The organism is Polaribacter sp. BAL334 (genome assembly GCF_015767435.1).
Taxonomy (GTDB): Bacteria; Bacteroidota; Bacteroidia; order Flavobacteriales; family Flavobacteriaceae; genus Polaribacter.
Window position 1 is genome coordinate 12,566 of sequence record NZ_JADWOV010000323.1, and the last position, 24,004, is coordinate 36,569.

The following is a 24,004-nucleotide window of genomic DNA, read 5'->3' on the forward strand; positions in this document are numbered from 1 at the left end:
TAATTTTAATTTCCTCCTAAGTTATAAATAATATTAAATCCGGCATTGATAGCTTGTCTCGGAAAAGTGGTTGAGATAGCATATCTTGACGATTGATGATTGTAATAGAAGGATGCAGTAAGATTTGCACTCAATCTATAATCGGCTGTAAATTTAATAGAAAATAATCGTTGTCCACCACTAATTTGCGTATTATCTTCATCAATATATCGAATTTGAGTTAAATTATCTCGCAATGAGACATCTGCTCTCAAATTAATATCTCCTTTCATTTCTACTTTTTTTCCTGTAAAACGTGAATTCATTTTTACATTTTTAAATACATAACCTAATCCAACAACATATTCAATTCCTTCAATATTTGTTAAAGTACTATTGTTGAAGTTCATAGTCAAAGTTCGGTCACTTTTTACTTCGCCTCGAAAAGAAAATGAGTTTTTCATTTTCATATCAATTCTTACCAATGGCGAAAATTCATCTACTAAAGTTGCAGCTGCCACCAATCTTTGTGACTCATAATTGCCAGCTGCATTTGTGGTTGCATAAGGATTGTTTGCGTCAAATTGTAAATTATTCGTGAAACTTGAAATTGTGTAGGATGATTTATATCCATGAGAAACTACAAATGACGAAAAATTCTTTTTAAACCAATCCATTTTCATCAATCCATTATAGCGTAAAGTCCAGTTTGGAATAGGGATATTTCGAAATAATCCTGTGCTCACTTTTGTTGGACTTTTTCCTGAATAGGCAGCAATAAAAGCAGGCAACATTACTTGTTGACTATTTTCTCCAAATCCCGAAATTGGTGCGCCAGTTTCTGCGGCTAATCTGTTTGCAACAATACTTCTGTAATCTTTCATTCGTTGAAATAATGCATCTCCGTCAGTAAAAGCAGTTGAAAACATTGAAAAACTCGTACTGAAATTTCCATTTTCAAATATTGGAGTGTCTTCAAAAGTGTTTTTTCCTTCAATCAAATCAATTTGTTGAGAAATATCTGTAGTTTGAATTTTATTTCCACGAATATCAATATCCAAATCATTAAAAGGTTTTACAATAAATGTATAATCCAATTTATTATACTGTGTTCTACTATACGTTTTATTGAAATATTCTTCACCATCAACTCGCGTTACCAACCAACCATTTTCAAGGGCTTTATTTCTAATATCTACCTGACTTCCAAAAGCAAATGCAGTTGGAGCTCCACCCAAAAATCCTATGGGTTCATTATATCCTTGCAAAAATTGTCCGTTATTTTCGGTATAACTAATGGTTGCTTTTTTTACAGAAGTCAACACATCAAAAGTTCCTTTTAAGAGTTGTTTTCCAAAGGATAGTTTTTTTGGTGGATTGATTCGGATGTTTTTGTCTTTCGCATTTTGACGTTGCGCTTTTGTTAATAAAAGTCTTTCAAAATTGAAGCTTTTATAGATTTTATCGAAAGAAAAATCGGTATTGATATTGTGCGTATTTGCATTCTGAATCACATTTCCAATTTGTTCTAAAATGGTTTGATCTTGTGAAGAAACTTGCCAATCAAAATCAGCTGAATAACCATAATCAGCTTTGATAAAATCCAAAAATGGAAATTTATCTAATGGAATATTATAAGTTACATTCAACTTTTGATGATAATGATTGGGTCTTCCAGTATTGAAGAAATTGTCAAAAATTTGCAATTCTTCACCACTTCCAAAAGCGTCAAAAATATAATTATTGGTGGCATTAAAATTTAATTGCAAGGATTTTGTCAAGTCAAAACCAATGGTATAATCCCAATCAAATAAAAACCTACGTTGAATCAATTCTGGCTGAGCAGACAATCCTGGAACTAAATTTCGCGATTGTTGTTCGTTGTAACTTCTGTTAATTCTAGAGTTAATGGCAATGGTTTTTGGAATAGGATTGAAATTTAAATCTTTGATAAATTTCAAATATTTACTTCTAAAAATAGAGTCATTATTTTTGAAAAATTCAATCGGTTTTGAATCAAAATTAAAATTATACGCTGCTGAAGCTGCCACATTTTCGTTAACGTATTTTTGAACGTTATAATCTCTATGAAATTCACTGTTTTGAGAATAAGAAACAGCCAAATTTTCTACATCATAAAACTTAGGCTTTTTAGTTGAATTTGGATTTCGATTCTTTTTCACATTGATAAAACTAATGCTAGTTCTTTTGGTATAATCTCTCGAAAATTCACTATTTGGATTTTGGTCAATGGCATCTGCCAATAAAACATCCTGATATTGAGGATCGAATTTTGGATCGATAAAACGTTCTCCAACACTATAACTCATGGGCAATTGAATTCCCCATTTTTCGGGAGTCAACACTTTTCCTAAGTTGATTGTTGTGGCAACATCATATTGTTTTGTCTCGTCTAAACTTCGTTGATTGATGCGATCTTCTACATTTCCAAAACCAATCGTTTTGATGCTTCCAGATACTGAGACATTGGCAACATCTGCAAAATTTGCATCAGCATTGATCACAGCAGCCCATCCTGCTTTGTTATCAAAACCTGAAGAACGCAATTCATTGAACCAAACTTCACCGGTTTTATTGGTAACTGATGTGTTTTTTAAACCCAACATAATAGTTCTTAATTGCGCTAAAGTTGGATTTCCCTTCACACTTATTTTATAAGGAAGACCATCAGTTTGCGTTGCAGATGTGAAAATTTCGTTAATAGGAGCTCCAATAGCATCTCTTTCTAGTTTTACTTTTCCAAAGGTTTCTAAAAAGGCATCTAAATTATTTTCTTCGGGCCAAACATCTAATTGACTTCCACCTCCACTGCTTACCGTTAAAGGCAATTCTAGTTCGTAAAAGTTTTCACCCAAATCTGTTCCTAAACGAATTACAGCCGCAAAACCTTCATCACCTTGCAAATGCATAAACATTTTTAAGTTTTTAAAACGACGCAAATCAACACTGATATTTTTATAAATAGCACGTGTATTATTAGGTTCTAAACTCGTAACCTTTAAGCTAACTGATTGCTCGTTTTGTAACTGTACAGTGGTTGTTCCTTGCAAACGCTCTCTTTCAATTCCTGGAGGTTGAATATAACTTCCGTTATTTTGTTCAATGCTTACAACACCCACTTCAAAACCTTCTAATTCAGTTTGATTCAAATCTCTATCAGGATTGATAGTAGGATTGATCGTTCTTACATAACGTCTCCAATCACCTCTTACTAAGTCAAATTCACCAAAACGCATCACAACAGGCATTTTGAAATTCGTTAAAAACATTCTTATAAAACGAATACTATTAAAATCTGTAATGCCATTTACAGGAGTTCCACTTCTGATTGGAACACGAAATTGATACCATTTTGTTTCTTGCGTATTTCCGTTTTCAAGAGTTACAGAAGTTGTTTTTTCATCAACAATAAAATTTCTTCCTTTTACCAAATCATTTCTGTTCATCGAAATTTTGTATTCAAAATAACTTTCAACAGTATTCATGGTTTGATCTCTATTGATATCCTCTACATCAGGATATGTGGTTGATGAAGTAGGGTAGGGTTCAGTTGATTGGTTTAAGGTTGGTGAGTTTCCTTGAGTATTGTTAAAATCTTTATACCTTCTGATGATAGAGGCATTCAACGCATCCAATTGAGAGCTTCTAAAAAAAGAAAAATTATCAGCAGCAGGATCATCTAAAGAGCTATAAATTCCAATGCCTGGCAATGTTTTTTCTTCCAAATCATTCAATCCATCAAAGCCCAAATCTTGATTGGTTCTTGCTGCATCTTGTTCGCTGAAAGCATAAATGATAGATGGATTTCTTGGTACATCTCCCCAAGTTGTTTTGTTGATGTTGTTTCCATCAATTTTTAATCCGTCTTCAGGCAATCCATTTTCAAACATTTTGCGATTATCTCTCAAAATATCTTCAGAAATATTTCCCAAATTGATGTATAAATCTCCTACTTGATTGGAAATATCAGCAGGATTTACTCCATTTGGTAGTCCTTCTTCAGTCGTTATGGAATAATTTTGATACGGGTCCATTACCCAAAACTGGATGTATTCTACGTTTGCTTGATCAAAATTATTGGTGTTTAACGCACGCATAATTCCACCCCAATTGGTTTCAGGATTTGGTAATTTTGCAACACCATTTACAATTGTTGCATTTGGATTAAAATTATAGGAACCTCTTTCCTCAGGAAAATATGCCAAATCTAAGGTTCTGATTTGCGCATTTTGAGTGATGTCCAATTGTTGATTTGGAAATAATTCTCTAAAATTAATTTGTCTCGTTTCGGCTCTTGAAAGTTCGTCAGCATCTACACTTGTAGGAGTTTGCCCAATTCCATAAAAAATTTGGTCAATGCTATACCAAGCCAATTTTCCACGCTTGTAATTGTAAGATAAATCGCTTTGATCGCCATTAAAACCATTGAAAAAACGAGGTGTACTTGCTTCATACCAATCCAAAGGAGAAATTAAACTGATGGGAATTTGAGATGCTTCAAAATCATCAATATAGGTTGTTGCAGCTCCTGTAACGTCAATTCCTTTAGGTGATCCAGGCAATAAATACGCAAAATCTGCTCTTACAGATAAGTTTGATGGAGCATCAGTATCAACGAATGGTAATTTGTTTGCCAATTTTGTAAAATATGGAACTTCTGTTGAAAAATCAACATTCAAACCAAACATGGTGTTGTCAATTGGCTCTGAACCGAAATTTATTTTTGGAGTCAATGGTCTTTCCATCACATTTAAAATGGTTCCACCAAGAATAAAATTTTCTGAAAAACGATGTTCAACATCAATTCCCATAAAGGTTTTACGTTGCTGATTAAAAACAGCATTATTTTCAGTTGAAATATTAATAGGTGTTCCTGAAGCTTGCAAACCTGGGTCTAAAATCTGTACTCTTCCTAATTGATAATCTACCACAAAATCTACACCTTCTACCAATTGTCTTCCACCTGCAGTCACTTTTACAGAACCTTGTGGAACGTTGAAAGCGCCAATAGGAATGCCACCTGCATTGTCTGATTTGAAGTATCCTTTTAGAAAATATTTGTCTTTGTTTTGAAAGTTATTTTGAATATTGATTTTGGTATTCAAATACAATTCTTTAAATAAAAATTTCGAATCTGCAGGGTTTGTTAAGTCATTTTCTAAGCCATTTCCAAAAGGTTCCGCTGTTGGGAAAATTACATAACCATTTTGCGAATTCACAGTAATTCCTTCTACATAATCAAAAAAACCATCAGCAGTTCTGAACTGACTTTGGTCTAATTGATCCAAATCAAATAATTGAATCAAAGGGATGTTTGGAATTCCAGCAGTTTGTGCATTTTGTAGGGTATTTGAAGGAATTCCTGTATCATCATCTCTGTATTGAATTTCGAATCGAAATCCGTCTTGAGTCAATGGAAATGCGCCTAAAGCATAGACGTTTTTCATCATCAAACGCCAAGTTGGAAAAGATTCATCTTGATTCGTAATTGTATTTCTACGAAACGTTTGTAAGATTTCTGAACGTAATAATTTTACCGCTAAATTTTGAGGAGCTTGAATTCCATCATTTGAAAATTCACCCACTTTAAAAGATCTTTTGGTGCTTCCATTCACACTTCCTGCAACTGTATATTCATAAGCAACAGCCAAAACTTCACCATCATTCAATCTTCTATTTAATGAAATATATCCCAATTGTGGATTCAATGTATATTCATTGCTTGTCAATCTTCGGGCATTTTCTAAAATCGAATAATCTGTTCCTTGATCCATCTGAAAACGAGAAATCAAGGTGTTATCTACAGATGAAATATCTCTGATTCCACTTAAAACTGTTGGGTCATAAATAGTATTTGCTTCATTTTGTGGGATAAAAAGCACTTGCCCATTAGAATTGATACTTACTGCATTTGCAGGTAAAACTGTGCCAGAATCATCTACTAAATTTCGATAAGTCGAATTTGTATTATTCAATTCACCCAAATCCGCAAAAGCAACAATACTTCTAAAATCGTCAGTGGCAGCATTTCTATTAGTAATCCAAACTTCAATTCGAGTGATGTTTACTTGACTGCTTACCAAAGGATAGTTTTTTAAAGAATTTTCATAATTATCAATAAAAAACTGTGATAAGAAAAAGTGTCGATCATTGTCATAATCTGTTGCTCTTAATTCAAAAGGTTGAATAGAAGCGCCTGCTTCCGCAATGATATTTCTACTTTCTGAATTTTGTTGTGAGAAAATCCCTGTGACTGTAGTTTTTCCAAATTGTAATTTTGTTTTAACACCAAATAACGTTTGTGCACCATTGATCAACGAGTTTTTGATAGGCATAGAAACGTTTCCGATTTCAATTCCTTGGATGATATCGTCTTCAGTAGGAGTGTAATCTAGTTTTATTAAATTCTGAAAATCAAATGTGGCTTGTGTGTCGTAATTGGCAGTAAACTCAAGCCTTTCACCCACTTTTGCACGCAAACTAGCATTGATTTGTTGGTCAAAATCGAAGGTAAAACTACGTCTATTTTCTTCTGAAATTTGTGGATTTTCTGTATTTTGATAGATAAAACCCAATTTCAAATTCAAATTTCCAGAAGGAGTAAATTTGATGGTATTTCCACCAAAAATAGTTTCAAAAAATTTAGAATTTACGTAATAATCAGGTAATAAATCTTTTTGTGCTTCTTTTGCCCCTTTTCGTTTGCTATTGGTTGCGCCAACTTTGTCTTTGAAATACTGCAACATATCTCGTTTTAAGCGATATTGTTCGTATTCTTTTGGGGTTAAAAAAATAGGAGTTTTGGTATAATAATCTCCAATTTTTTCAACAATGACATACATATTTAACTCTTTATCAAAAATGACAACTTTCTTTGCCAAATCATCTAAAAAAAGTCCCCCTTTTTGGGTGTGCTTAAAGTCGTATTTTAATGGAATAGTATCTTTTTTTATGCTAGTACTATCTTTAGATGCAGTTTGTGCAACTGCAAATTGACTTACTAATAAAGTAAAAAAAGTGGTTAAAAGTATTTTTTTCAAAACTTTAATCAATTGATTATAAATTTTTTAAAGCGAGTTTAATGATTTTTTCAATGCTTGCCTCAGGATGTTCTTTTACAATAGCATTCACAATTTTTTCTGATTGTTTTCTTTGAAAACCTAAAACCTCCAAAGCAGATAACGCTTCATCTTTGTTGGTATTGTTTGTATGTACAGAAACTTCATCCATATCAAAGGTTTTCATGATTTTATCTTTCAAATCTACAATGACTCTTTGCGCAGTTTTGGCACCAATTCCTTTTACAGCCTGAATAACATGTACATTTTCTGATGCAATTGCTTGTTGAATTTCTTCTGATGTCATCGAAGAAAGCATTGTTCTTGCAATGCTTGGTCCAACTCCAGAAACAGAAATCAACAATTTAAAAACCTCTCTTTCTGTTTTTGTGATAAATCCGTATAAAATATGTGCATCTTCTCTTACAACCAAGTGCGAATATAGCGTAACATTTTCATCTGATGGCAAAGCCGTAAAAGTATTCAAAGAAATATGTAATAAATAGCCAACACCATTGCAATCCATGACAACATCTGTTGGATTTTTTTCAACCAATTTCCCCCTAATTTGTGTAATCATATCCTCTTTTTCAGCGCCTAATGTAGTAATTTATTTTTTCTTTTCTCTTTGTTGTGCATCAACGGCTGCCAAAGCTGCCATATTTACCATTTCATCAACACTTGCACCTAACTGTAAAACGTGTACAGGTTTGCTTAATCCTAAAATTACGGGACCAATAGAATCAGCACCATGCACTTCTTTAAACAATTTGTAGGTAATATTTGCAGATTCTAAATTTGGGAAAATCAACACATTTACTTTTTTTCCATTCAGTTTTGAAAATGGAAATTCTTTTGCCAATAATTCAGGATTTAAAGCAAAATCCGATTGAATTTCTCCATCTACCACTGCATTTGGATAATTTCTATGAATATAAGCAACAGCTTCACTGATTTTTTCTGAACTTTCAGATTTTGACGAACCAAAATTAGAAAATGATACCATGGCAACATTCGGTTTCATCCCAAACATTTTTACCAAATTGGAAGTCATTTGCGTAATTTTTATCAAATCTTTTGCAGTTGGATTGATATTGATTGTTGTATCAGCCAAAAACAACGGACCTTGTTTGGTAATCATCAAATTACATGCTGCAACTCTTGTTATTCCTTTGTCTTTTTCAATCAATTCTAAAATGGGTTTTACCACACTTGGATAAGGTCTTGAATATCCAGTAATTAAGGCATCAGCTTCGTTTTCATTGACCATCATTGCCGCAAAATAATTGCGTTCACGCATTAATTTTTTGGCTTCTGTAAGTGTTCTTCCTTTTCGTTGACGGCTTTTCCAATAAGATTCTCCATAACGATTTCTACGATCATCTTCTTCATCTGTTTTTGGGTCTAATATGGGCACTTCAGCTGTAAAACCAATTTCTTCTTTGAGTGCTAAAATCACTTCTTTTCTTCCCAGTAAAATCGGTAAACCAATTTTTTCATCATGCACTCTTTGTGCTGCTTTTAGCACATCCAAATAATCAGCTTCTGCAAAAACAATTCTTTTCAAATTACTTTTTGCTCGGTTGTGAATCATTCTAATTTCCTTTCTTCCTGAACCAGAACGTTCCATCAATTCTTCACGATATTTTTCCCAATCAGTGATTGGCTCTAAAGCAACACCAGATTCAATGGCCGCTTTTGCAATCGCAGGTGGAATTTCATAAATCAATCTTGGGTCAAAAGGTTTTGGAATGATGTATTCTTTACCAAAAGTCAAACTCACTTCATCATATACAATATTTACTTGTTCAGGAACTGATTTTTTTGCCAAATCAGCCAAAGCATGCACAGCTGCCATTTTCATTTCTTCATTGATCTTGGTTGCTCTCACATCCAAAGCACCTCTGAAAATAAATGGAAAACCCAATACATTATTCACCTGATTAGGATGATCAGATCTTCCTGTTGCCATGATAATATCTTTTCTGGTGGCAATTGCTACATCATAATTGATTTCTGGAACTGGATTTGCCATTGCAAAAACAATCGGATTTTTTGCCATTGTTAGCAACATTTCAGGAGTCACCACATTTCCTTGTGATAAGCCAATAAAAACATCGGCATTTTTCATGGCTTCTTCTAACGTGTATAAATCTTGTGAAGTCGCAAATTCAGCTTTTTCCGAAGTCAAATTATCACGGTCTTTTCTGATCACACCTTTGCTATCACACATGACAATATTTTCGGTTTTTGCTCCCAATCTTAGATATAAACGTGTACAAGAAATGGCTGCAGCTCCAGCACCATTCACTACAATTTTTACTTTAGAAAAATCTTTTTTGGCAATTTCAATCGCATTTTTTAAAGCTGCTGCTGAAATAATGGCAGTTCCATGTTGGTCATCATGCATCACAGGAATGTCTAATTCCTCTTTCAATCTGCGTTCTATTTCAAACGCTTCAGGAGCTTTGATATCTTCTAAGTTGATACCACCAAAAGTGGGTGCAATCGCTTTGACTACTTGAATAAATCTTTCAACATCGGTTTCATTCACTTCAATATCAAAAACGTCAATATCAGCAAAAATTTTGAATAGAACTCCTTTTCCCTCCATCACGGGTTTTGAGGCTTCAGGGCCAATATCACCCAAACCTAAAACGGCTGTTCCATTAGAAATTACAGCAACCAAATTTCCTTTGGAAGTATATTTATAAACATTGTTTTTATCTTTCGCAATTTCCAAACAAGGCTCAGCAACACCTGGCGAATATGCCAAGGCTAAATCATGTTGTGTTGCGTATTTTTTGGTAGGAACTACTTCTATTTTCCCAGGTTTTGGTTTTGCATGATACAATAAAGCTTCATGTCTTTTTCTAGAATCGCTCATAATTTGGTTGTTTGCTAGTTTAAGCATACAAATATATAGTTTTCAATCAAAGAGCAAAGGAAGTTTTTAATCTTTTAAATAATCAAACTTGTTGATTTTTCAGAAAAAAAGGGTGTTCTTAGTTTTATTTTCTTCATACGAAATAGAAAATGAACTTGTTTTGAGATTTGCATCCAAAGTAGCAAAGGATGTCTCATTTCTCCAAGTAATTTGTAATTGTTCTTTTGAACTATTTTGAAATTCAATATTTCCTAAAAATGCAGATAAATTATTTCGTAACTGAATGATTTTTAATTGATTTGAAACCACATTTTTATTGATAGATTTTTCAATTTCTTCCATAGAAATCGCTGTTCTATTGATTTCTTTGTGGCCTCCACTTCCTGCGTTATCTGCGGCTTCATAATTGTTTTTGCCTGCGAATACATCTAAATACCAAACTTGTGGAATTCCAGGCATAAATAATTGAATGGCTCTTGCCAGTAATAGTTTTTGCTCATCTTCACCTAAAGCGCTAAAAAATGTCGCATTTATTTGATAATAGGATAATTTTTTTCCAGCAGCGTCATATAAATTTTTAATTCTTCCTCCTCTTTTTAGAATGATTTCCATCAAATCATCAATTTCAGTGTCATTTAATAATCCTTTTTGATTTTCTTTGCCTTTCAGGTCTAAAATTGGGATGCCATCATGACAACCAAGCATGTTAATGGTGTTGTATTTTTTGGTAATAATTTCGTCAATCCAGTGAATTAATGCTGAATTGTTTTTTGTTTCAAGTGTGTGAATTAGCAATCCTGGCAGGAAAAAATCGTAGAAATGATATCCTTTTTGTGCAACTTCTTCATGAAGATGCAATCCATATTCTGCATGAATTTCGGGCAAAACAATCAAATCATTTTTGGTGGCAATTTGTTGAATTCTATCCAAATAATTCCAAGTTCCTGGTTTGTTGAAAAAGTTAGTTTCCCCAACCTCTTTATGCAAATAGGCAAATGCATCTAGTCGTAAAATTTTGCAACCGAATTTTTTTAATTTTTTCAGAGTTTCTTCATAAAAACCCCACACCAATTCACTTTTTGCATTCACATCCATTTGCCCTAAAAAGCATTTGTTTTTTTGGATGATTTGAAGAATGTTTTCTTTCAAGTAGTTGTTTTCTTCAAAATCAATGTTTTCTATCTCCATTTTTTGGTCAATAGCATCATTTATTTTTTGACAAATAAAAGCAGTTTGATTTTCAGGAATTCCATCAATCTTTGAAAAATCATCTTTTGTGAATTTTTTGTAGGTTATTTCTTGATAAAAAGTATTCCAATACGGTTTTTCTGTTCCATCAGGAAAAGGAACTTTCAGAATTGGCAATCCAGATTTACGCATGAATAATTTTTGAAGAAATTCGTAATTTGGAATAACAATTCCCTCTTCATTTATGATTCCATGGTTTTCCCAAAAGTCATTCCAATTGATAAAAAAATCTTTATAAATTGACTTTTCTCCATGCTCAAGTAAGTCTTTGAACTGAGGAGAAGCCACAGAAAGATGATTGAGAACAATATCGAATTTTAGTTGGATATTTAGATTTTTAAGCGCAGTTACATCCTCAGCAGTTACTAATTCTTCATTCAAATTATAATCAATAATCGAAAAACCTCTATCCAAATCACTGTTGAAAAAAGTAGGTAGTAAATAGCAAAATGAAAATGTATTTTCCAATTCTTTTTTTTGAAAAAAAGTGACCAAATCACTCAGTTTTGTTCCAATACTATCAGGATATGCATTGAACATTACTCCATTTCTAAGGCTATTTTTAGGATTATTCATAAAATTGGCTGTCTTTAAATTTTATAAAATTTTTGAAAGAATATTGATGTTTTCTGGCAATCTACCCACATTTTGAAGTTTTAATGCGGCTAATTTTAGCGCAATTGTCAAGCAATCTTCTAAACTTTTTTTGTTGATGTAAGCAAACAAAAATCCTGACCAAAATGCATCTCCAGCTCCAGTTGTATCTAAAACTTCTTCGACTTTTATAGCTGGAAATTGAATGATTTTCTGATTTCTTTCCGACAAAATAACGCCTTTACTACCCAAAGTAAGGCATACAATATCAACACCTTCTTGATGAAAAAAATCAAATATTTCTTGATGAGAAATGCCTTTGTGAAACAACCTTGCCATGTCATCTTCACTAATTTTTACCAAAGGATTCAGTTTACAATACGCTTTGATAGTTTCAATGGCATTTTCTCTACTATCCCACAATTTCCCTGAGTAATTGACATCAATACTCAATTTACAGCCCAACTCAAAAGCCTCTGCAGCTTTTTTCAAAATAGTGGTTTGTGCAGGATTTTTACTCAGCGCAAAACAAGTTGTGTGAAAAATCTTCGTATCTAAAAGTGTTTTTTGACTAATTTGACTTTCAAAAATGCAAGAATCAGCATCTCTATATGGAATAAAATCAGGAGTAGCATTTGATTTTGATACAAAAATAACACTCGTATTATGTTCTGGAAGTTGATTGATATGAGTTGTTTCAATTCCAACTTCCTGCAATCTGTTGATGATATATTCTCCAAAACCATCTTTACCAACTGCAGAAACTAATTGGGAATTCAATCCAAGTCTTTTGCAATTTAGAGAAACATTGGTTGGAGAACCTCCTAAATATCGGTGATAATCTCTTGTATGATTGATAAATACATCATTTTGATGTCCTATAAAATCAACTAAGACTTCACCAACACATAAAACATCAATATTTTTACTTACTTTTTTCAATGGGATTTTATTTCTAAATTTATATACTTTTCACTTTTTCTATTTTTCACTTTTTGGTTCTTGGAGACGCAATGCCAATAGTCCAGCAATTATAAAAAACACACCTCCCAATAAAATGGCATTTACAGCACTGTTATTGAGCAAATTTTTTACAATTGGGCCAAAAGTGATTGTTTGAATTCCCATTGGAATTACAATCATCATGTTTACAATTCCCATGTAAACGCCTCGTCTTTCTTGAGGTACAATTTTTGAAACCATGGAATATGGAATTCCCATCATGGCTGCCCAACCAATTCCAAATAACACCATTGGAAGTAAAACCAGCATCGAATTTTCAATAAACGGAATTGAAATCATGGCAATTCCTGTTAAAAACAAACTAGTGACATACACTTTTTTTCCACCCCATTTTAAAGCCAAAGGCACTAAAGCAAGCGCAAAAATGATGGTTGAAATATTGTAAGTTGTATTCATTTTTGCAGCTTGACTCAATGCTTCTGATTTGTCAAAACCCATACTTTCTTGAAACATTGGAGAAATAAATTGCCAATAAATAAACAATGCATACCACTGAAAAAGATATACTCCAGCCAATTTCCACATAAATTTTGGCATGTCTTTTATAGCGTTTGTAATCTCTAAAAAAGGTGTTTTTATTCTCTCTAAAATTGGCAGCGCATTGTGTTTTTCAATTTCTTTTAATTCATTGTCAGATGGAGGAATTTCGGGCGTTTTTAAAACAGACCAAATAATCGTAGCAACTGATAAAATAGCTCCTAGGAAAAAGGAATAATACAGCCAGTTTGGAATGCTATTAGAGACTGAATCAAGAGTTTCTGGTTGTGAAAACCAATCCTGAAAAATAAAAATAGACGCATTTGCAAGTACAATTCCTGCACCTACAAACAAACTTTGCATTTGGTATCCAAAGCTCAATTGATGATTGGGTAATTTATCACCCACAAAAGCGCGATAAGGTTCCATTGCCATGTTGTTTCCAACGTCTAAAATCCAAAGTAATCCAACTGCAAACCATAAAGAAGGACTATAAGGAAAAGCGAATAAACACAAACTTCCTATCAATGCTCCAATCAAAAAAAATGGTTTTCTTCTACCAAAACGCGGTGACCAAGTTTTGTCTGAAATAGCTCCAATAATTGGTTGAATGATCAAACCCGTTACTGGGCCTGCCAAATTGAGCAGAGGCAAATCTTCATGATGTGCGCCTAAAAATGAAAAAATAGGATTTACGGCAGTTTGTTGCAATCCAAAACTGAATTGAATTCCCAAGAATCCAACATTCATATTGAATATTTGCCAAAAAGATAAACTTGGTTTCGAGTTCATGATGGATTTGTTTTACTTGTTTTATGAATGAAAGAGTCAACGATTCAGTATCACTGACTCTTTTCAATCAATTCAAAACTACACTTAATAATTCACTTTTAATTTAAAAACTATACGTTAATCCCATTGAGATAGAACGACCTGGAACTGGTCTTGCTCTTACTATATTTACTTGGTTTTCAACAATGCTTCCTTCTTCAGATTCTGTAATTCCTAAGCTGTCGAATAAATTATTTACGGATAAATTTGCATTTAAATTTTTGGTAACTCCAACATTTACAAAGCTATTTACGATGGTAAATCCTGGTAAGATCAACTCATTATTATCTTGCGCAAAAGCTTTGCTTTGTCCAATAAAACTTAAACCAATAGCATTTTGATTGGTTTTTCCAAAGTTGTAAGTAGGTATAAAACTATAAATAAAATCAGGCTGTCTTCTTGGAGCATTTCCTTTGTTTGCGCCAGATTCAATAGAAGCATTAGTATAAGTTACACCACCTCTAATATCAAATTTATCAGAAAATTTATACGTTCCTTCCAATTCAATACCTGCAGATTTGTAATCATTTTCTATGATGCTGTTTGATGTAGCTTCAAAACCACCTTCTTCTTTGGTGTTTGCAAAAAATAACGTTGCATATAAAGACCCTTTTTCAAAACCTCTTTTATATCCGAATTCGGCTTGTGTTATGAAATCAAGCGCATTGATTCTGTCACTATTGGTATATTCTAATCCTGAAAATAAAATTCTATCCGCTTTTGCAGCAGCACCTTTACTCAATCTTGCAAAAACTGCTTGATTGTCTTGTAATTTATAGTTTAATCCCAAAGAGTATGAAACATAATTGTAATCGTAATTTACAGTAGTCACATTCGAATTATCAACAGCAAAAACATTTTGCTCAGGAACAGAAATCACACCATCATTGTTTACATCAAACTCTCTTGATGAACCTCCAGCAAATGAACCATCCACGTTTCCGTTATCAAAACGAATACTTGCGTCAATATTAAATTTCTCTGAAGCTTCAATAGAAACACTTGCATATGGTGCAGAAACATTGTATTTTGTATCATAATTTCTGTGAAGATTTCCCCAAAAAGGAGTTCCGTAAGCATACAATCCATTTTCACTTAAAGGATTATTGGCTGCATCAAAAACATTGATCAATCTTGCGTTTGTATCATTTACTTCTTGCAAATAAGAATTCCATAACCAAGACATTGAAACATTTTGAATCGATTTAAAATAACCCAATGTTACATTTACTTTGTCAAAAGTTTTTGACAATTTAAAATCATTCATAAAGTTGTTGAAGTTGTTCAATTCCACATCAAACATGTGAATCCTTGATACCAAACTATTTCCAGAAACTGCTGAACCATCATTGGCAAATTGCAATGTAGAACCAGCCCCAAAAGAAGAAGCAATATCATTTGCAGTAGCAACTTGCGCAGGAAAAGGCGAAACAAAATTTCCATTATTAACAGAAAATCTTCCGTTATTATTTATTTTCCAACCTTCAGACAAATCAAATGACGCTTCTAGTCCTATCGATTTTGACATTGGATTCATTCCGTCAGAAACATCAGATCTTCTTAACTGTCCATCTGCTCCCAATCCAACATTTTGCATTAAATAAGGTGTGTGAGATGTACCTCTTGTTGCGCTAAAATTACGAGCATTAGCCCAAGAAGGATTGCTATTTGTGCCAGAAACCGCAATTGGCATTGGCAAATAAGCAATTGCTCTATCATTTAATAATTTTGTATACAATCTAACGTAGCCATTTTTAAATTCTTTGGTCAAGTTAAATTTGAATTGACCACCGTTATTTGCAGTGAAACCAGTTTCTCTCATGCCTTCTCCAACTCTGTAAAATCCACCAACATGAAAATACAATCCTTCTGAAATAGGTGCTCCATAATCAAAATCAGTTCTGAAAGAATCAAAATCCAATCCAAAAGTAGTTCCTAAACTTCCTCCTTCGTTTTTGCCATTTTTACTAATTAAGTTGATGATTGCTCCAGGAGAATTTGACGAAAGAGTAGAAGCAGAACCTCCTCTAATTGCTTCAATTCTGCCAATACTATTGTCAAATCTTGTAAAAATATCTGCAGTTGCAAAAGACATATCTCCAAATAACAATACAGGCAAACCATCTTCTTGTAGTTGCACATATTTTGAACCTCCAGAAGAAACTGGCACACCTCTTACAGCAATGTTTGAGTTTCCTTCACCACCAGAAGATTCTGAACGAATACCAGGAATGGTTCTGAAAATTTCTGCAGTAGTTCTTGGCGCAGATTGTGCAATAACATTTGGTTTAATAGTTGTAATAGAAATACTAGAAGCGATTTTAGATTTCGGATTTGTAACTCCAGTAATTACAATTTCATCAAGTGATTCTGCGTTTTCTTTGATAACAATATCAACGGTCATATTTTTTGAGTTGACACTGATTTGTTTTTTAAAATTATCATAACCCACATATGATGCAATTAATGTGTACTCTCCATTTGGAACATTTGCGATAGAATAATTTCCATCAAAATCGGATGTTGTTCCCATTGTAGTTCCTTTAATAATGATATTAACACCAGGAATTGCCTGATTGTTATTGTCTTTCACAATCCCAGAAATGGTGGATTGGGCAAAAAATACTGTTGATGATAGCAGTAAAACCATCAGAACAGCAAACCTAAATTGTAAATGTTTTTTCATGTTAAATTGTAAATTAGATAAAAATTTGATTATTATTTTGAGTAAATGTAGATTTTAACATAATTAATTTTACAAATAAGCAAATCGAAAACGTTTTCGATTTACCAAAAACGTTTTCGATTCAGATAATTTTCTATATTTGTGAGGTAATTTAACACATAATCAATTCCAAATTTATAGGGAACTATGGTAACACTCAAGCAAATAGCGGAACAACTCAATATTTCTATCACAACCGTTTCAAAAGCATTGAAAGACTATCCTGATGTGAGTAAAAAAACACGAAAATTAGTCAGAGAAACTGCTTCTATGTTGCATTATAAACCCAATTCTTTTGCGGTAAATTTAAGAACAAAAGAATCAAAAACAATTGGATTGATTATTCCTGAAATTGTACATCATTTCTTTTCAAGTGTCATCAAAGGCATTATTTCTCAAGCAGAAAAAAAAGGCTATTTGGTAATTACATTGCAATCAAATGAGTCGTATGAATTGGAAAAACAACAAATAGAACTCCTTTTAAATAAAAGAGTAGATGGAATTTTAATTTCATTGGCAAATGGCACTGCAGATTATAAACATCTGATGGAAATCATCGAAAATGAAACACCTTTAGTGATGTTTGATAAAATTGCAAAAGTGGTGAAATGCTCGAAAGTAATCATTGACGACAGAAAAGCTGCCTACAAAGCAACCCAACATTTGATTGATATTGGGTGTAAAAGAATTGCCCATTTTAGAGGGCCATTGTTACCCCAAAATTCGATTGACCGCTTTTTGGGGTACAAACAAGCGTTGCTCGACAATCAAATTCCATACGATTCTTCACTCGTATATCTTTTAAATGATATGAGTTTTGAGGAGGGAAAATTTTATGCAAATCAATTGTTGCAAGACCATAAAGATGTGGATGGCATCTTTATCAATACAGATTTGGTGGCGATTGGTGCCATTACAGAATTCAATAAACAAGGAATCAAAGTGCCTGAACAAATCAATATTGTAGGATTCAGTAATTGGTTTATGGCATCTGTGATTTCACCTTCATTAACCACCATCAATCAACCAGGATTTGAAATGGGGAAAAAAGCCTTCAAATTGTTATACAATGAAATCAAAGATAAAAAAGAGAAAAAGAGCATTGTTTACCGAGAAGAAATTCTAGAAACAGCTTTGGTCATTAGAGATTCTACCAAAAATTAATCTTTTAAAAACGAAATATTTCGCTGTAATCCTGAAAATTTTGTTCTTTTTACAGCCGATTTTTTAAAAACTTTCTGAAAAGTGTCTTCCGTAATTTCTTCCCAATCTCTTTTGGTGAATTCCAAAATTGCTTCTTTTGGATGAAATAAAGGTTCGTTATGGGCTTTTGAAAATCGATTCCAAGGACACACATCTTGACAAATATCGCAACCAAACACCCAATCTTGAAATTGGTTTTTAAAATCAGAGGGAATATTTTCTTTCAATTCGATGGTAAAATAAGAAATACATTTGCTTGCATCCACAGTATTGTTGGGCAAAATAGCGGCTGTTGGACAAGCATCAATGCATTTGGTGCACGTGCCACAATGATTGGTGGTTGTTGGATGGCCATATTCCAATTCTAAATCAACAATCAATTCAGCCAAAAAAAAGAACGAACCTTGCTGTTTTTGAATCAATAAAGAGTGTTTTCCATTCCAACCCAACCCTGCTTTTTCTGCCCAAGCACGTTCTAAAATAGGAGCAGAATCTACAAAACAACGACCTGAAACTTCTCCAATTTCTTGCTGAATATTGGCTAATAATTCACGCAATTTTTCTTTAATGACATGATGATAATCCTCACCATAAGCGTATTTGGAAATTTTATACGAATCGTTATTTTGTTGCTGTTGAGGATAATAATTATAGGCTAATGAAATCACTGATTTTGCATCATCTACCAACAAACGTGGGTCTAATCGCTTGTCAAAATGATTTTCCATATAACTCATTTCCCCATGAAAACCTTGCTGCAACCATTTTTCCAAACGAGGAGCTTCCTCACTTAAAAATTCGGCTTTGGCAATTCCGCAAGCCAAGAAACCCAAACGTTTGGCCTCTTGTTTGATGAATTGTGTAGGATTGATTTTCATGGAAGCAAAAATAAGTTAAAAGAGTTTGATAGATTTATGGTATTTGAAAGTTTGTAAAATATAAAATAATCTAAAATCTTCAGATAAAAAATTTCAATATGCTTGGATTATACTATTTTAGCTTAATAGAAATTTTTTTGTAGAGTTATATAAAACTGAACTTAGAGTAAAATTAAATTGGTTAAATTGAAAAAATGCTTAAAAATTTTAAATGTAATATTCGTTTTGATTATGATAATTTCTTGTTCAAAAAAATCTATTCATACTAGAGATTTTTTAAATAAAATAAGTTTAAATGAATGGAATAAAGAAACTCATCGTTTTGTAAATAAAGAATGCTCCATTGAAGTTTATAAGTATTATAATGACAAAGAGATTTTAGAAAATTATTTTGTGGACGAACATACAAATGATACAATTAATTCATTAGAAAAACATTTAAACTTTTATGTTAAAAACCGAGAAAATATTTTAAATAAATTAAAAGAAAAAGCTGATATTTTCCCTTCAAAAATGAACACTCTTGTTATAATTGAAAAATATCTTGGGTTAAACAACTCAGATATTAGCTATACTATATCTAGTAATGATTTGAATGTTAGTTTAATATTTTATTATCAGTTAGACAAATTTGAAGAAATTCAAGAATTGAAAAATTATAATGATATTTTTTTTGACTCAATTGTAAAAATGAACAATAAATGTACTGTTAATTACAATGGGCATTTAAATACAGTTGAATTTCAGACAGTTATATCTTTGAATGCTAATAATGAAATTACTTATAATGTTAAAACTGGATTCTTTGGGAGTTTTATTATTGATTGATTAATAAATAATTTTTTATAATACCTACCAGTACCTACCAGTATTAAAATAATTTTATATATTTGTGGCATGAATCTCATGTCCTTAAATAACGAATCTAAAATTCCAAAATACAAACAGATTGTTTCTTCAATCGAGGAAGCCATTGCGGAAGGTTCATTAAAAAAAGACGACAAATTGCCTTCTTTAAATGCAATCAAAGACACTTTTAAACTGTCAAGAGATACTGTTTTGATGGCGTTTAATGAGCTTAAAAATCGTGGAATTATTCATTCTGTGGTTGGGAAAGGTTATTATGTTTCTTCTGAAAATATAGCGATTCAACAAAAAATATTTGTGCTTTTTGATGAGTTGAATTCGTTCAAAGAGGATTTGTACAACGCTTTTTTAGAAAATTTAGGAAATCACATTCAAGTAGAAATTTACTTTCATCATTTTAATGCTACTGTCTTCAGCAAATTGATTTTGGAAAATGTTGGCAATTATAATTATTACGCAATCATGCCAGCTAATTTGCCAAATACACATCAAGTAATTGCGAATTTACTTCCAGATAAAGTGTTTATTTTAGATCAAACCAATGAGAGTTTGTCACAATATCCTGCCATTTATCAAAATTTTGAAAAGAATGTGTACGAGGGTTTGTTAGAAGGTTTGATACAAATTAAAAAATATAAAAAATTAGTACTCATTTATACTCCAGAAAAGCAACCTTATGGAATTCTGAATGGCTTTACGTCATTTTGCACTGACCATGAAATTTCATACATTGTTTTAGAATCTTTAAAAGATTGTCTTCCAAGAAAAGGCGAAATTTATTTGGTTTTGGATGATAAAAATTTGATAAGAATTATCAAAAAAATCAAAGAGCAATCACTTGAAATTGCGTCAGATATTGGAATTATTTCCTATAATGATACCTTATTGAAAGAAGTTGTTGCTGAAGGAATCACCACAATTTCCACTGATTTTACACAAATGGGCGCTACTTTGGCAACAATGATTGTGCAAAATTCCCAACAAAAAATTGAAAATCCAAGTAAATTAATTCTAAGAAAATCTCTATAAAGTGTTTACAATACATCAACAACAATCAGAAAACAACGTCATTTTGACACTAGAAAATGCTTCAAAAAGCTCGAAAGTTGTCATTTCATTGCACGAAGGTGCTCGTGTTTCATCATTGATTTTGGCTTCAAAAACCATCATTAAAGAAATTCCCAATTTTGACTATAAAGATTCTTATGCTGCATCAATTTTGTTTCCTTTTGTAAGTCGAATTGAAAATGGCATCTATGAATTTGAGTATAAAAAATACCAACTAGATTGCAATCAAGCAGGAATTAACGCCCTGCATGGTTTAGTGTATAATAAAGTGTTTGTAATTAAAAATCAAGAAGTTACATCGGATTTTGCTTCTGTAACGTTGGGTTATATTGAAAACAATCCTCCTGTTGGATTTCCATTCAAATATGCATTGGAATTGACGTATAAATGCACAAATACCAATTTGGAAATTCACATCCAAGTAACCAATATTGATGAACATCTATTTCCATTTACCATTGGTTGGCATCCGTATTTTTATACCGAAAATTTGGCAGAAGCTGTCGTAAAATTCAACAGCAATCAACAAATTGCTTTTGATGAAAAGTTGATTACTAAAGAAATTATTCCGTATGAAAATGACGAAATCTTTGTAATCAAAGACAAACAATTAGATGATTGTTTTGTGATGGATGACAACAAAATTAAGTTTGAAACTGCTGAATATCAGTTGGAAATAACTTCTGATTCAGCTCATAATTTCTTGCAGATGTACACGCCACCAAACAGAAATCTGATTGCTATTGAACCCATGACCGGAATTTCAAATAGTTTTAATAATAAGATAGGTTTGCAAGTTTTAGCACCTGAAAAAACGTACGAAATCACTTGGAATTTATCGATCATTTAAAAAAATAATCAAATCAATATGAGTGCACAACTAATCAAAGAAGTAACATCGAAATTCAAATCGATTTTTAAAACAGAACCCATTGCCATTTTTTCTCCAGGTCGTATCAATATTATTGGCGAACACACAGATTATAATGGTGGATTTGTATTTCCTGCAGCTGTAGATAAGGGAATTGCAGCCGCAATTCAAAAGAGCGATGCTGGTCATTCCACTGCAATTGCAATGGATTTAAACAGTACCATTGAGTTTGAATTGGACAAATTAAAACCATCCAAAGAAGGAAGTTGGGAGAACTACGTTTTTGGTGTGGTTGCCGAAATTCAGAATAGGAACAAAATTATTGGCGATTTCAACATCGTTTTTAAAGGAAATATTCCGGCTGGAGCAGGAATGTCTTCTTCAGCAGCATTAGAAAACAGTGTGGTTTTTGGTTTGAACGAATTGTTTGATTTGGGTTTGACCAAAACAGAAATGATTTTAATTTCTCAGAAAGCTGAACACAATTATGTTGGGGTAAAATGTGGTATTATGGATCAATATGCAAGCATGTTTGGCATCAAAAACAATGCACTTTTGTTGGATTGTAGAACCATAGAATCTAAACCATATGAAATTGATTTTAAAGAGCATCAATTGATGTTGATTAACACGAATGTAAAGCACAGTTTGTCTGATAGCGCCTATAATGACAGACGTTCAGCGTGCGAAAGTGTGGCTGAATTGCTAAAAGTGGACACGTTGCGTGAAGTATCTGAAGAAGATTTAGAAAAGATTATTGACAAAATTACGCCTGAAAATTACCAAAAAGCGTTATACGTGATTCAAGAAATTGAACGCACTCAAAAAGCGGCAAAAGCGATTGAAAAAAATGATTTGGAAACTTTAGGAGCCTTGATTTATGCTTCTCACAATGGATTGCAGCATCAATATAAAGTAAGTTGTGAAGAATTAGATTACTTAGTTGCTCAAGCAAAAAAGAATAAAAAAGTCTTGGGTGCAAGAATGATGGGTGGAGGTTTTGGAGGTTGTACCATCAATTTAATTGCTAAATCCGAAGCAAAAGCTTTTGCAGATTCAGTAGCAACTTCGTATAAAAATAAATTCAATAAAGAATGTTCAGTTTATTTTATTGAGCTTTCTGATGGAACTCATATCGTACAATAATATTCAACCAATCAATCATGGAAAACACCAATTTACAAGACTATTCACATAAACGTCTTAATATTTTAACAGGAGAATGGGTTTTAGTGTCTCCTCACAGAGCCAAAAGACCTTGGCAAGGTCAAAATGAGGAAATTTCGAAAGAGAAAAGGCCTTCTTATGACCCAACTTGTTATTTGTGTGCCTCAAATACACGTGCTAATGGTGAGGTAAATCCTGATTATCAGGATGTTTTTATTTTTGATAATGATTTTGCAGCCCTGCAAAGTGATTCGCCTTCATTTTCAGTAAATGATGGTTTATTCAAAGCGCAAAGCGAAACAGGAATTTGTAAAGTAATCTGTTTTAGTCCTGACCATTCTAAAAGTTTGGCGGAAATGTCTGTAGATGAAATTCAGAAAGTGGTAGTGGCTTGGCAAAATGAGTACACGATTTTAGGCGCAAACGAAAACATTAATTACGTTCAAATTTTTGAAAACAAAGGGGCAGTAATGGGTTGTAGCAATCCTCATCCTCATGGACAAATCTGGAGTCAATCAACGTTGCCAAATGAAGTGGAAAAAAAAGACAATCAGCAGTTTAACTATTTTGAAAAACATCAAAAAAGTTTGTTGGAAACGTATTTACATCAAGAATTAGCAACCAAAGAGCGCATTATTTTTGAGAATGATGATTTTGTAGTATTGATTCCTTTTTGGGCAGTTTGGCCTTTTGAAACCATGATTGCTCCTAAAAAATCACAAAAAAATATCACGGAAATGAGCGCTGAGCAAGCTAAAAATTTTGCAGAGGCAATTTCTGTAATTACAAGTACTTATGATAAATTATTCAATACTTCTTTTCCATATTCAAGTGGAATTCATCAAGCACCAACTAACGGATTGGAAAATAATCATTGGCATTGGCACATGAGTTTTTATCCTCCATTGTTAAGAAGTGCAACTGTGAAGAAATTTATGGTGGGTTATGAGATGTTTGGTTCACCACAAAGAGACATTACCGCTGAAATTGCAGCGCAAAGGCTGAGAGATTTAGTGGGGTAAAAAGTTTTTAAAATTAGCAGATAGCTAACAAAACCATCAATTTGTTGAATTTTTAGAACTGTATCAACTGAAAATTAGCTATTTG

Annotated in this window: 14 protein-coding genes; 6 read left to right on the forward strand and 8 right to left on the reverse strand. The window is 32.6% G+C overall.

Annotated features, from left to right (window positions below):
- Nucleotides 1–5: 5 nt before the first annotated feature.
- From sprA to IU405_RS14690, 7 genes are all read right to left on the reverse strand, one after another.
- Entirely contained in the window at nucleotides 6–7,040 is a 7,035-nt protein-coding gene (gene sprA, locus IU405_RS14660; RefSeq protein WP_231749777.1) for a cell surface protein SprA, read from the reverse strand.
- Between the two features lie 16 nt (nucleotides 7,041–7,056).
- Nucleotides 7,057–7,638 carry a Holliday junction branch migration protein RuvA gene (ruvA, locus tag IU405_RS14665; RefSeq protein ID WP_197439371.1) on the reverse strand — a complete coding sequence of 194 codons (582 nt, stop codon included), beginning with the start codon at nucleotides 7,636–7,638 and terminating at the stop codon, nucleotides 7,057–7,059.
- Nucleotides 7,639–7,668: 30 nt separating this feature from the next.
- Nucleotides 7,669–9,945, reverse strand: a complete 2,277-nt coding sequence (locus IU405_RS14670) for an NADP-dependent malic enzyme (protein ID WP_197439490.1) — start codon at nucleotides 9,943–9,945, stop codon at nucleotides 7,669–7,671.
- A 99-nt stretch (nucleotides 9,946–10,044) separates the two neighbouring features.
- Nucleotides 10,045–11,769 (reverse strand): alpha-amylase family glycosyl hydrolase, encoded by a 1,725-nt coding sequence (locus IU405_RS14675; RefSeq protein ID WP_197439372.1) that lies wholly within the window; start codon nucleotides 11,767–11,769, stop codon nucleotides 10,045–10,047.
- 21 nt (nucleotides 11,770–11,790) lie between these two features.
- Nucleotides 11,791–12,729, reverse strand: a complete 939-nt coding sequence (locus IU405_RS14680) for a carbohydrate kinase family protein (RefSeq protein ID WP_197439373.1) — start codon at nucleotides 12,727–12,729, stop codon at nucleotides 11,791–11,793.
- Between the two features lie 39 nt (nucleotides 12,730–12,768).
- Nucleotides 12,769–14,079, reverse strand: a complete 1,311-nt coding sequence (locus IU405_RS14685; protein ID WP_231749779.1) for an MFS transporter — start codon at nucleotides 14,077–14,079, stop codon at nucleotides 12,769–12,771.
- Nucleotides 14,080–14,182: 103 nt separating this feature from the next.
- Complete coding sequence (locus IU405_RS14690; RefSeq protein WP_197439374.1) at nucleotides 14,183–16,804, reverse strand: TonB-dependent receptor domain-containing protein; 2,622 nt, start codon at nucleotides 16,802–16,804, stop codon at nucleotides 14,183–14,185.
- A 186-nt stretch (nucleotides 16,805–16,990) separates the two neighbouring features.
- Between IU405_RS14690 and IU405_RS14695 the strand changes: the two genes are divergently transcribed.
- On the forward strand, nucleotides 16,991–18,007 hold the full coding sequence (locus IU405_RS14695) for a LacI family DNA-binding transcriptional regulator (RefSeq protein WP_197439375.1): 1,017 nt from the start codon (nucleotides 16,991–16,993) through the stop codon (nucleotides 18,005–18,007).
- On the opposite strand, the gene queG is transcribed toward IU405_RS14695, so the two are convergent.
- Entirely contained in the window at nucleotides 18,004–18,924 is a 921-nt protein-coding gene (gene queG, locus IU405_RS14700; RefSeq protein ID WP_197439376.1) for a tRNA epoxyqueuosine(34) reductase QueG, read from the reverse strand. The genes IU405_RS14695 and queG overlap by 4 nt on opposite strands.
- A gap of 186 nt (nucleotides 18,925–19,110) precedes the next feature.
- Here queG and IU405_RS14705 point away from each other — a divergent pair, with 186 nt between their 5' ends.
- From IU405_RS14705 to IU405_RS14725, 5 genes are all read left to right on the forward strand, one after another.
- A complete protein-coding gene (locus IU405_RS14705) occupies nucleotides 19,111–19,752 on the forward strand; it encodes a hypothetical protein (RefSeq protein ID WP_197439377.1) in 642 nt (213 codons plus the stop codon).
- A 78-nt stretch (nucleotides 19,753–19,830) separates the two neighbouring features.
- On the forward strand, nucleotides 19,831–20,820 hold the full coding sequence (locus IU405_RS14710) for a GntR family transcriptional regulator (RefSeq protein ID WP_317193382.1): 990 nt from the start codon (nucleotides 19,831–19,833) through the stop codon (nucleotides 20,818–20,820).
- Between the two features lies 1 nt (nucleotide 20,821).
- Nucleotides 20,822–21,709 carry an aldose 1-epimerase gene (locus tag IU405_RS14715; protein ID WP_197439379.1) on the forward strand — a complete coding sequence of 296 codons (888 nt, stop codon included), beginning with the start codon at nucleotides 20,822–20,824 and terminating at the stop codon, nucleotides 21,707–21,709.
- Nucleotides 21,710–21,727: 18 nt separating this feature from the next.
- Nucleotides 21,728–22,876 (forward strand): galactokinase, encoded by a 1,149-nt coding sequence (galK, locus tag IU405_RS14720; protein ID WP_197439380.1) that lies wholly within the window; start codon nucleotides 21,728–21,730, stop codon nucleotides 22,874–22,876.
- 17 nt (nucleotides 22,877–22,893) lie between these two features.
- The gene (locus IU405_RS14725; RefSeq protein WP_197439381.1) at nucleotides 22,894–23,919 is read left to right on the forward strand and encodes a UDP-glucose--hexose-1-phosphate uridylyltransferase; all 1,026 of its coding nucleotides are present in this window, start codon (nucleotides 22,894–22,896) and stop codon (nucleotides 23,917–23,919) included.
- Nucleotides 23,920–24,004: the final 85 nt, after the last annotated feature.

What these genes read in the sequence shown, in the direction of transcription:
- IU405_RS14725 (WP_197439381.1), top strand. Translation starts at nt 22,894, where the DNA reads ATGGAAAACACCAATTTACAAGACTATTCACATAAACGTCTTAATATT.
- ruvA (WP_197439371.1), bottom strand. Translation starts at nt 7,638, where the DNA reads ATGATTACACAAATTAGGGGGAAATTGGTTGAAAAAAATCCAACAGAT.
- queG (WP_197439376.1), bottom strand. Translation starts at nt 18,924, where the DNA reads ATGAAAATCAATCCTACACAATTCATCAAACAAGAGGCCAAACGTTTG.
- IU405_RS14690 (WP_197439374.1), bottom strand. Translation starts at nt 16,804, where the DNA reads ATGAAAAAACATTTACAATTTAGGTTTGCTGTTCTGATGGTTTTACTG.
- IU405_RS14670 (WP_197439490.1), bottom strand. Translation starts at nt 9,945, where the DNA reads ATGAGCGATTCTAGAAAAAGACATGAAGCTTTATTGTATCATGCAAAA.
- IU405_RS14695 (WP_197439375.1), top strand. Translation starts at nt 16,991, where the DNA reads ATGGTAACACTCAAGCAAATAGCGGAACAACTCAATATTTCTATCACA.
- IU405_RS14685 (WP_231749779.1), bottom strand. Translation starts at nt 14,079, where the DNA reads ATGAACTCGAAACCAAGTTTATCTTTTTGGCAAATATTCAATATGAAT.
- IU405_RS14710 (WP_317193382.1), top strand. Translation starts at nt 19,831, where the DNA reads ATGTCCTTAAATAACGAATCTAAAATTCCAAAATACAAACAGATTGTT.
- IU405_RS14675 (WP_197439372.1), bottom strand. Translation starts at nt 11,769, where the DNA reads ATGAATAATCCTAAAAATAGCCTTAGAAATGGAGTAATGTTCAATGCA.
- galK (WP_197439380.1), top strand. Translation starts at nt 21,728, where the DNA reads ATGAGTGCACAACTAATCAAAGAAGTAACATCGAAATTCAAATCGATT.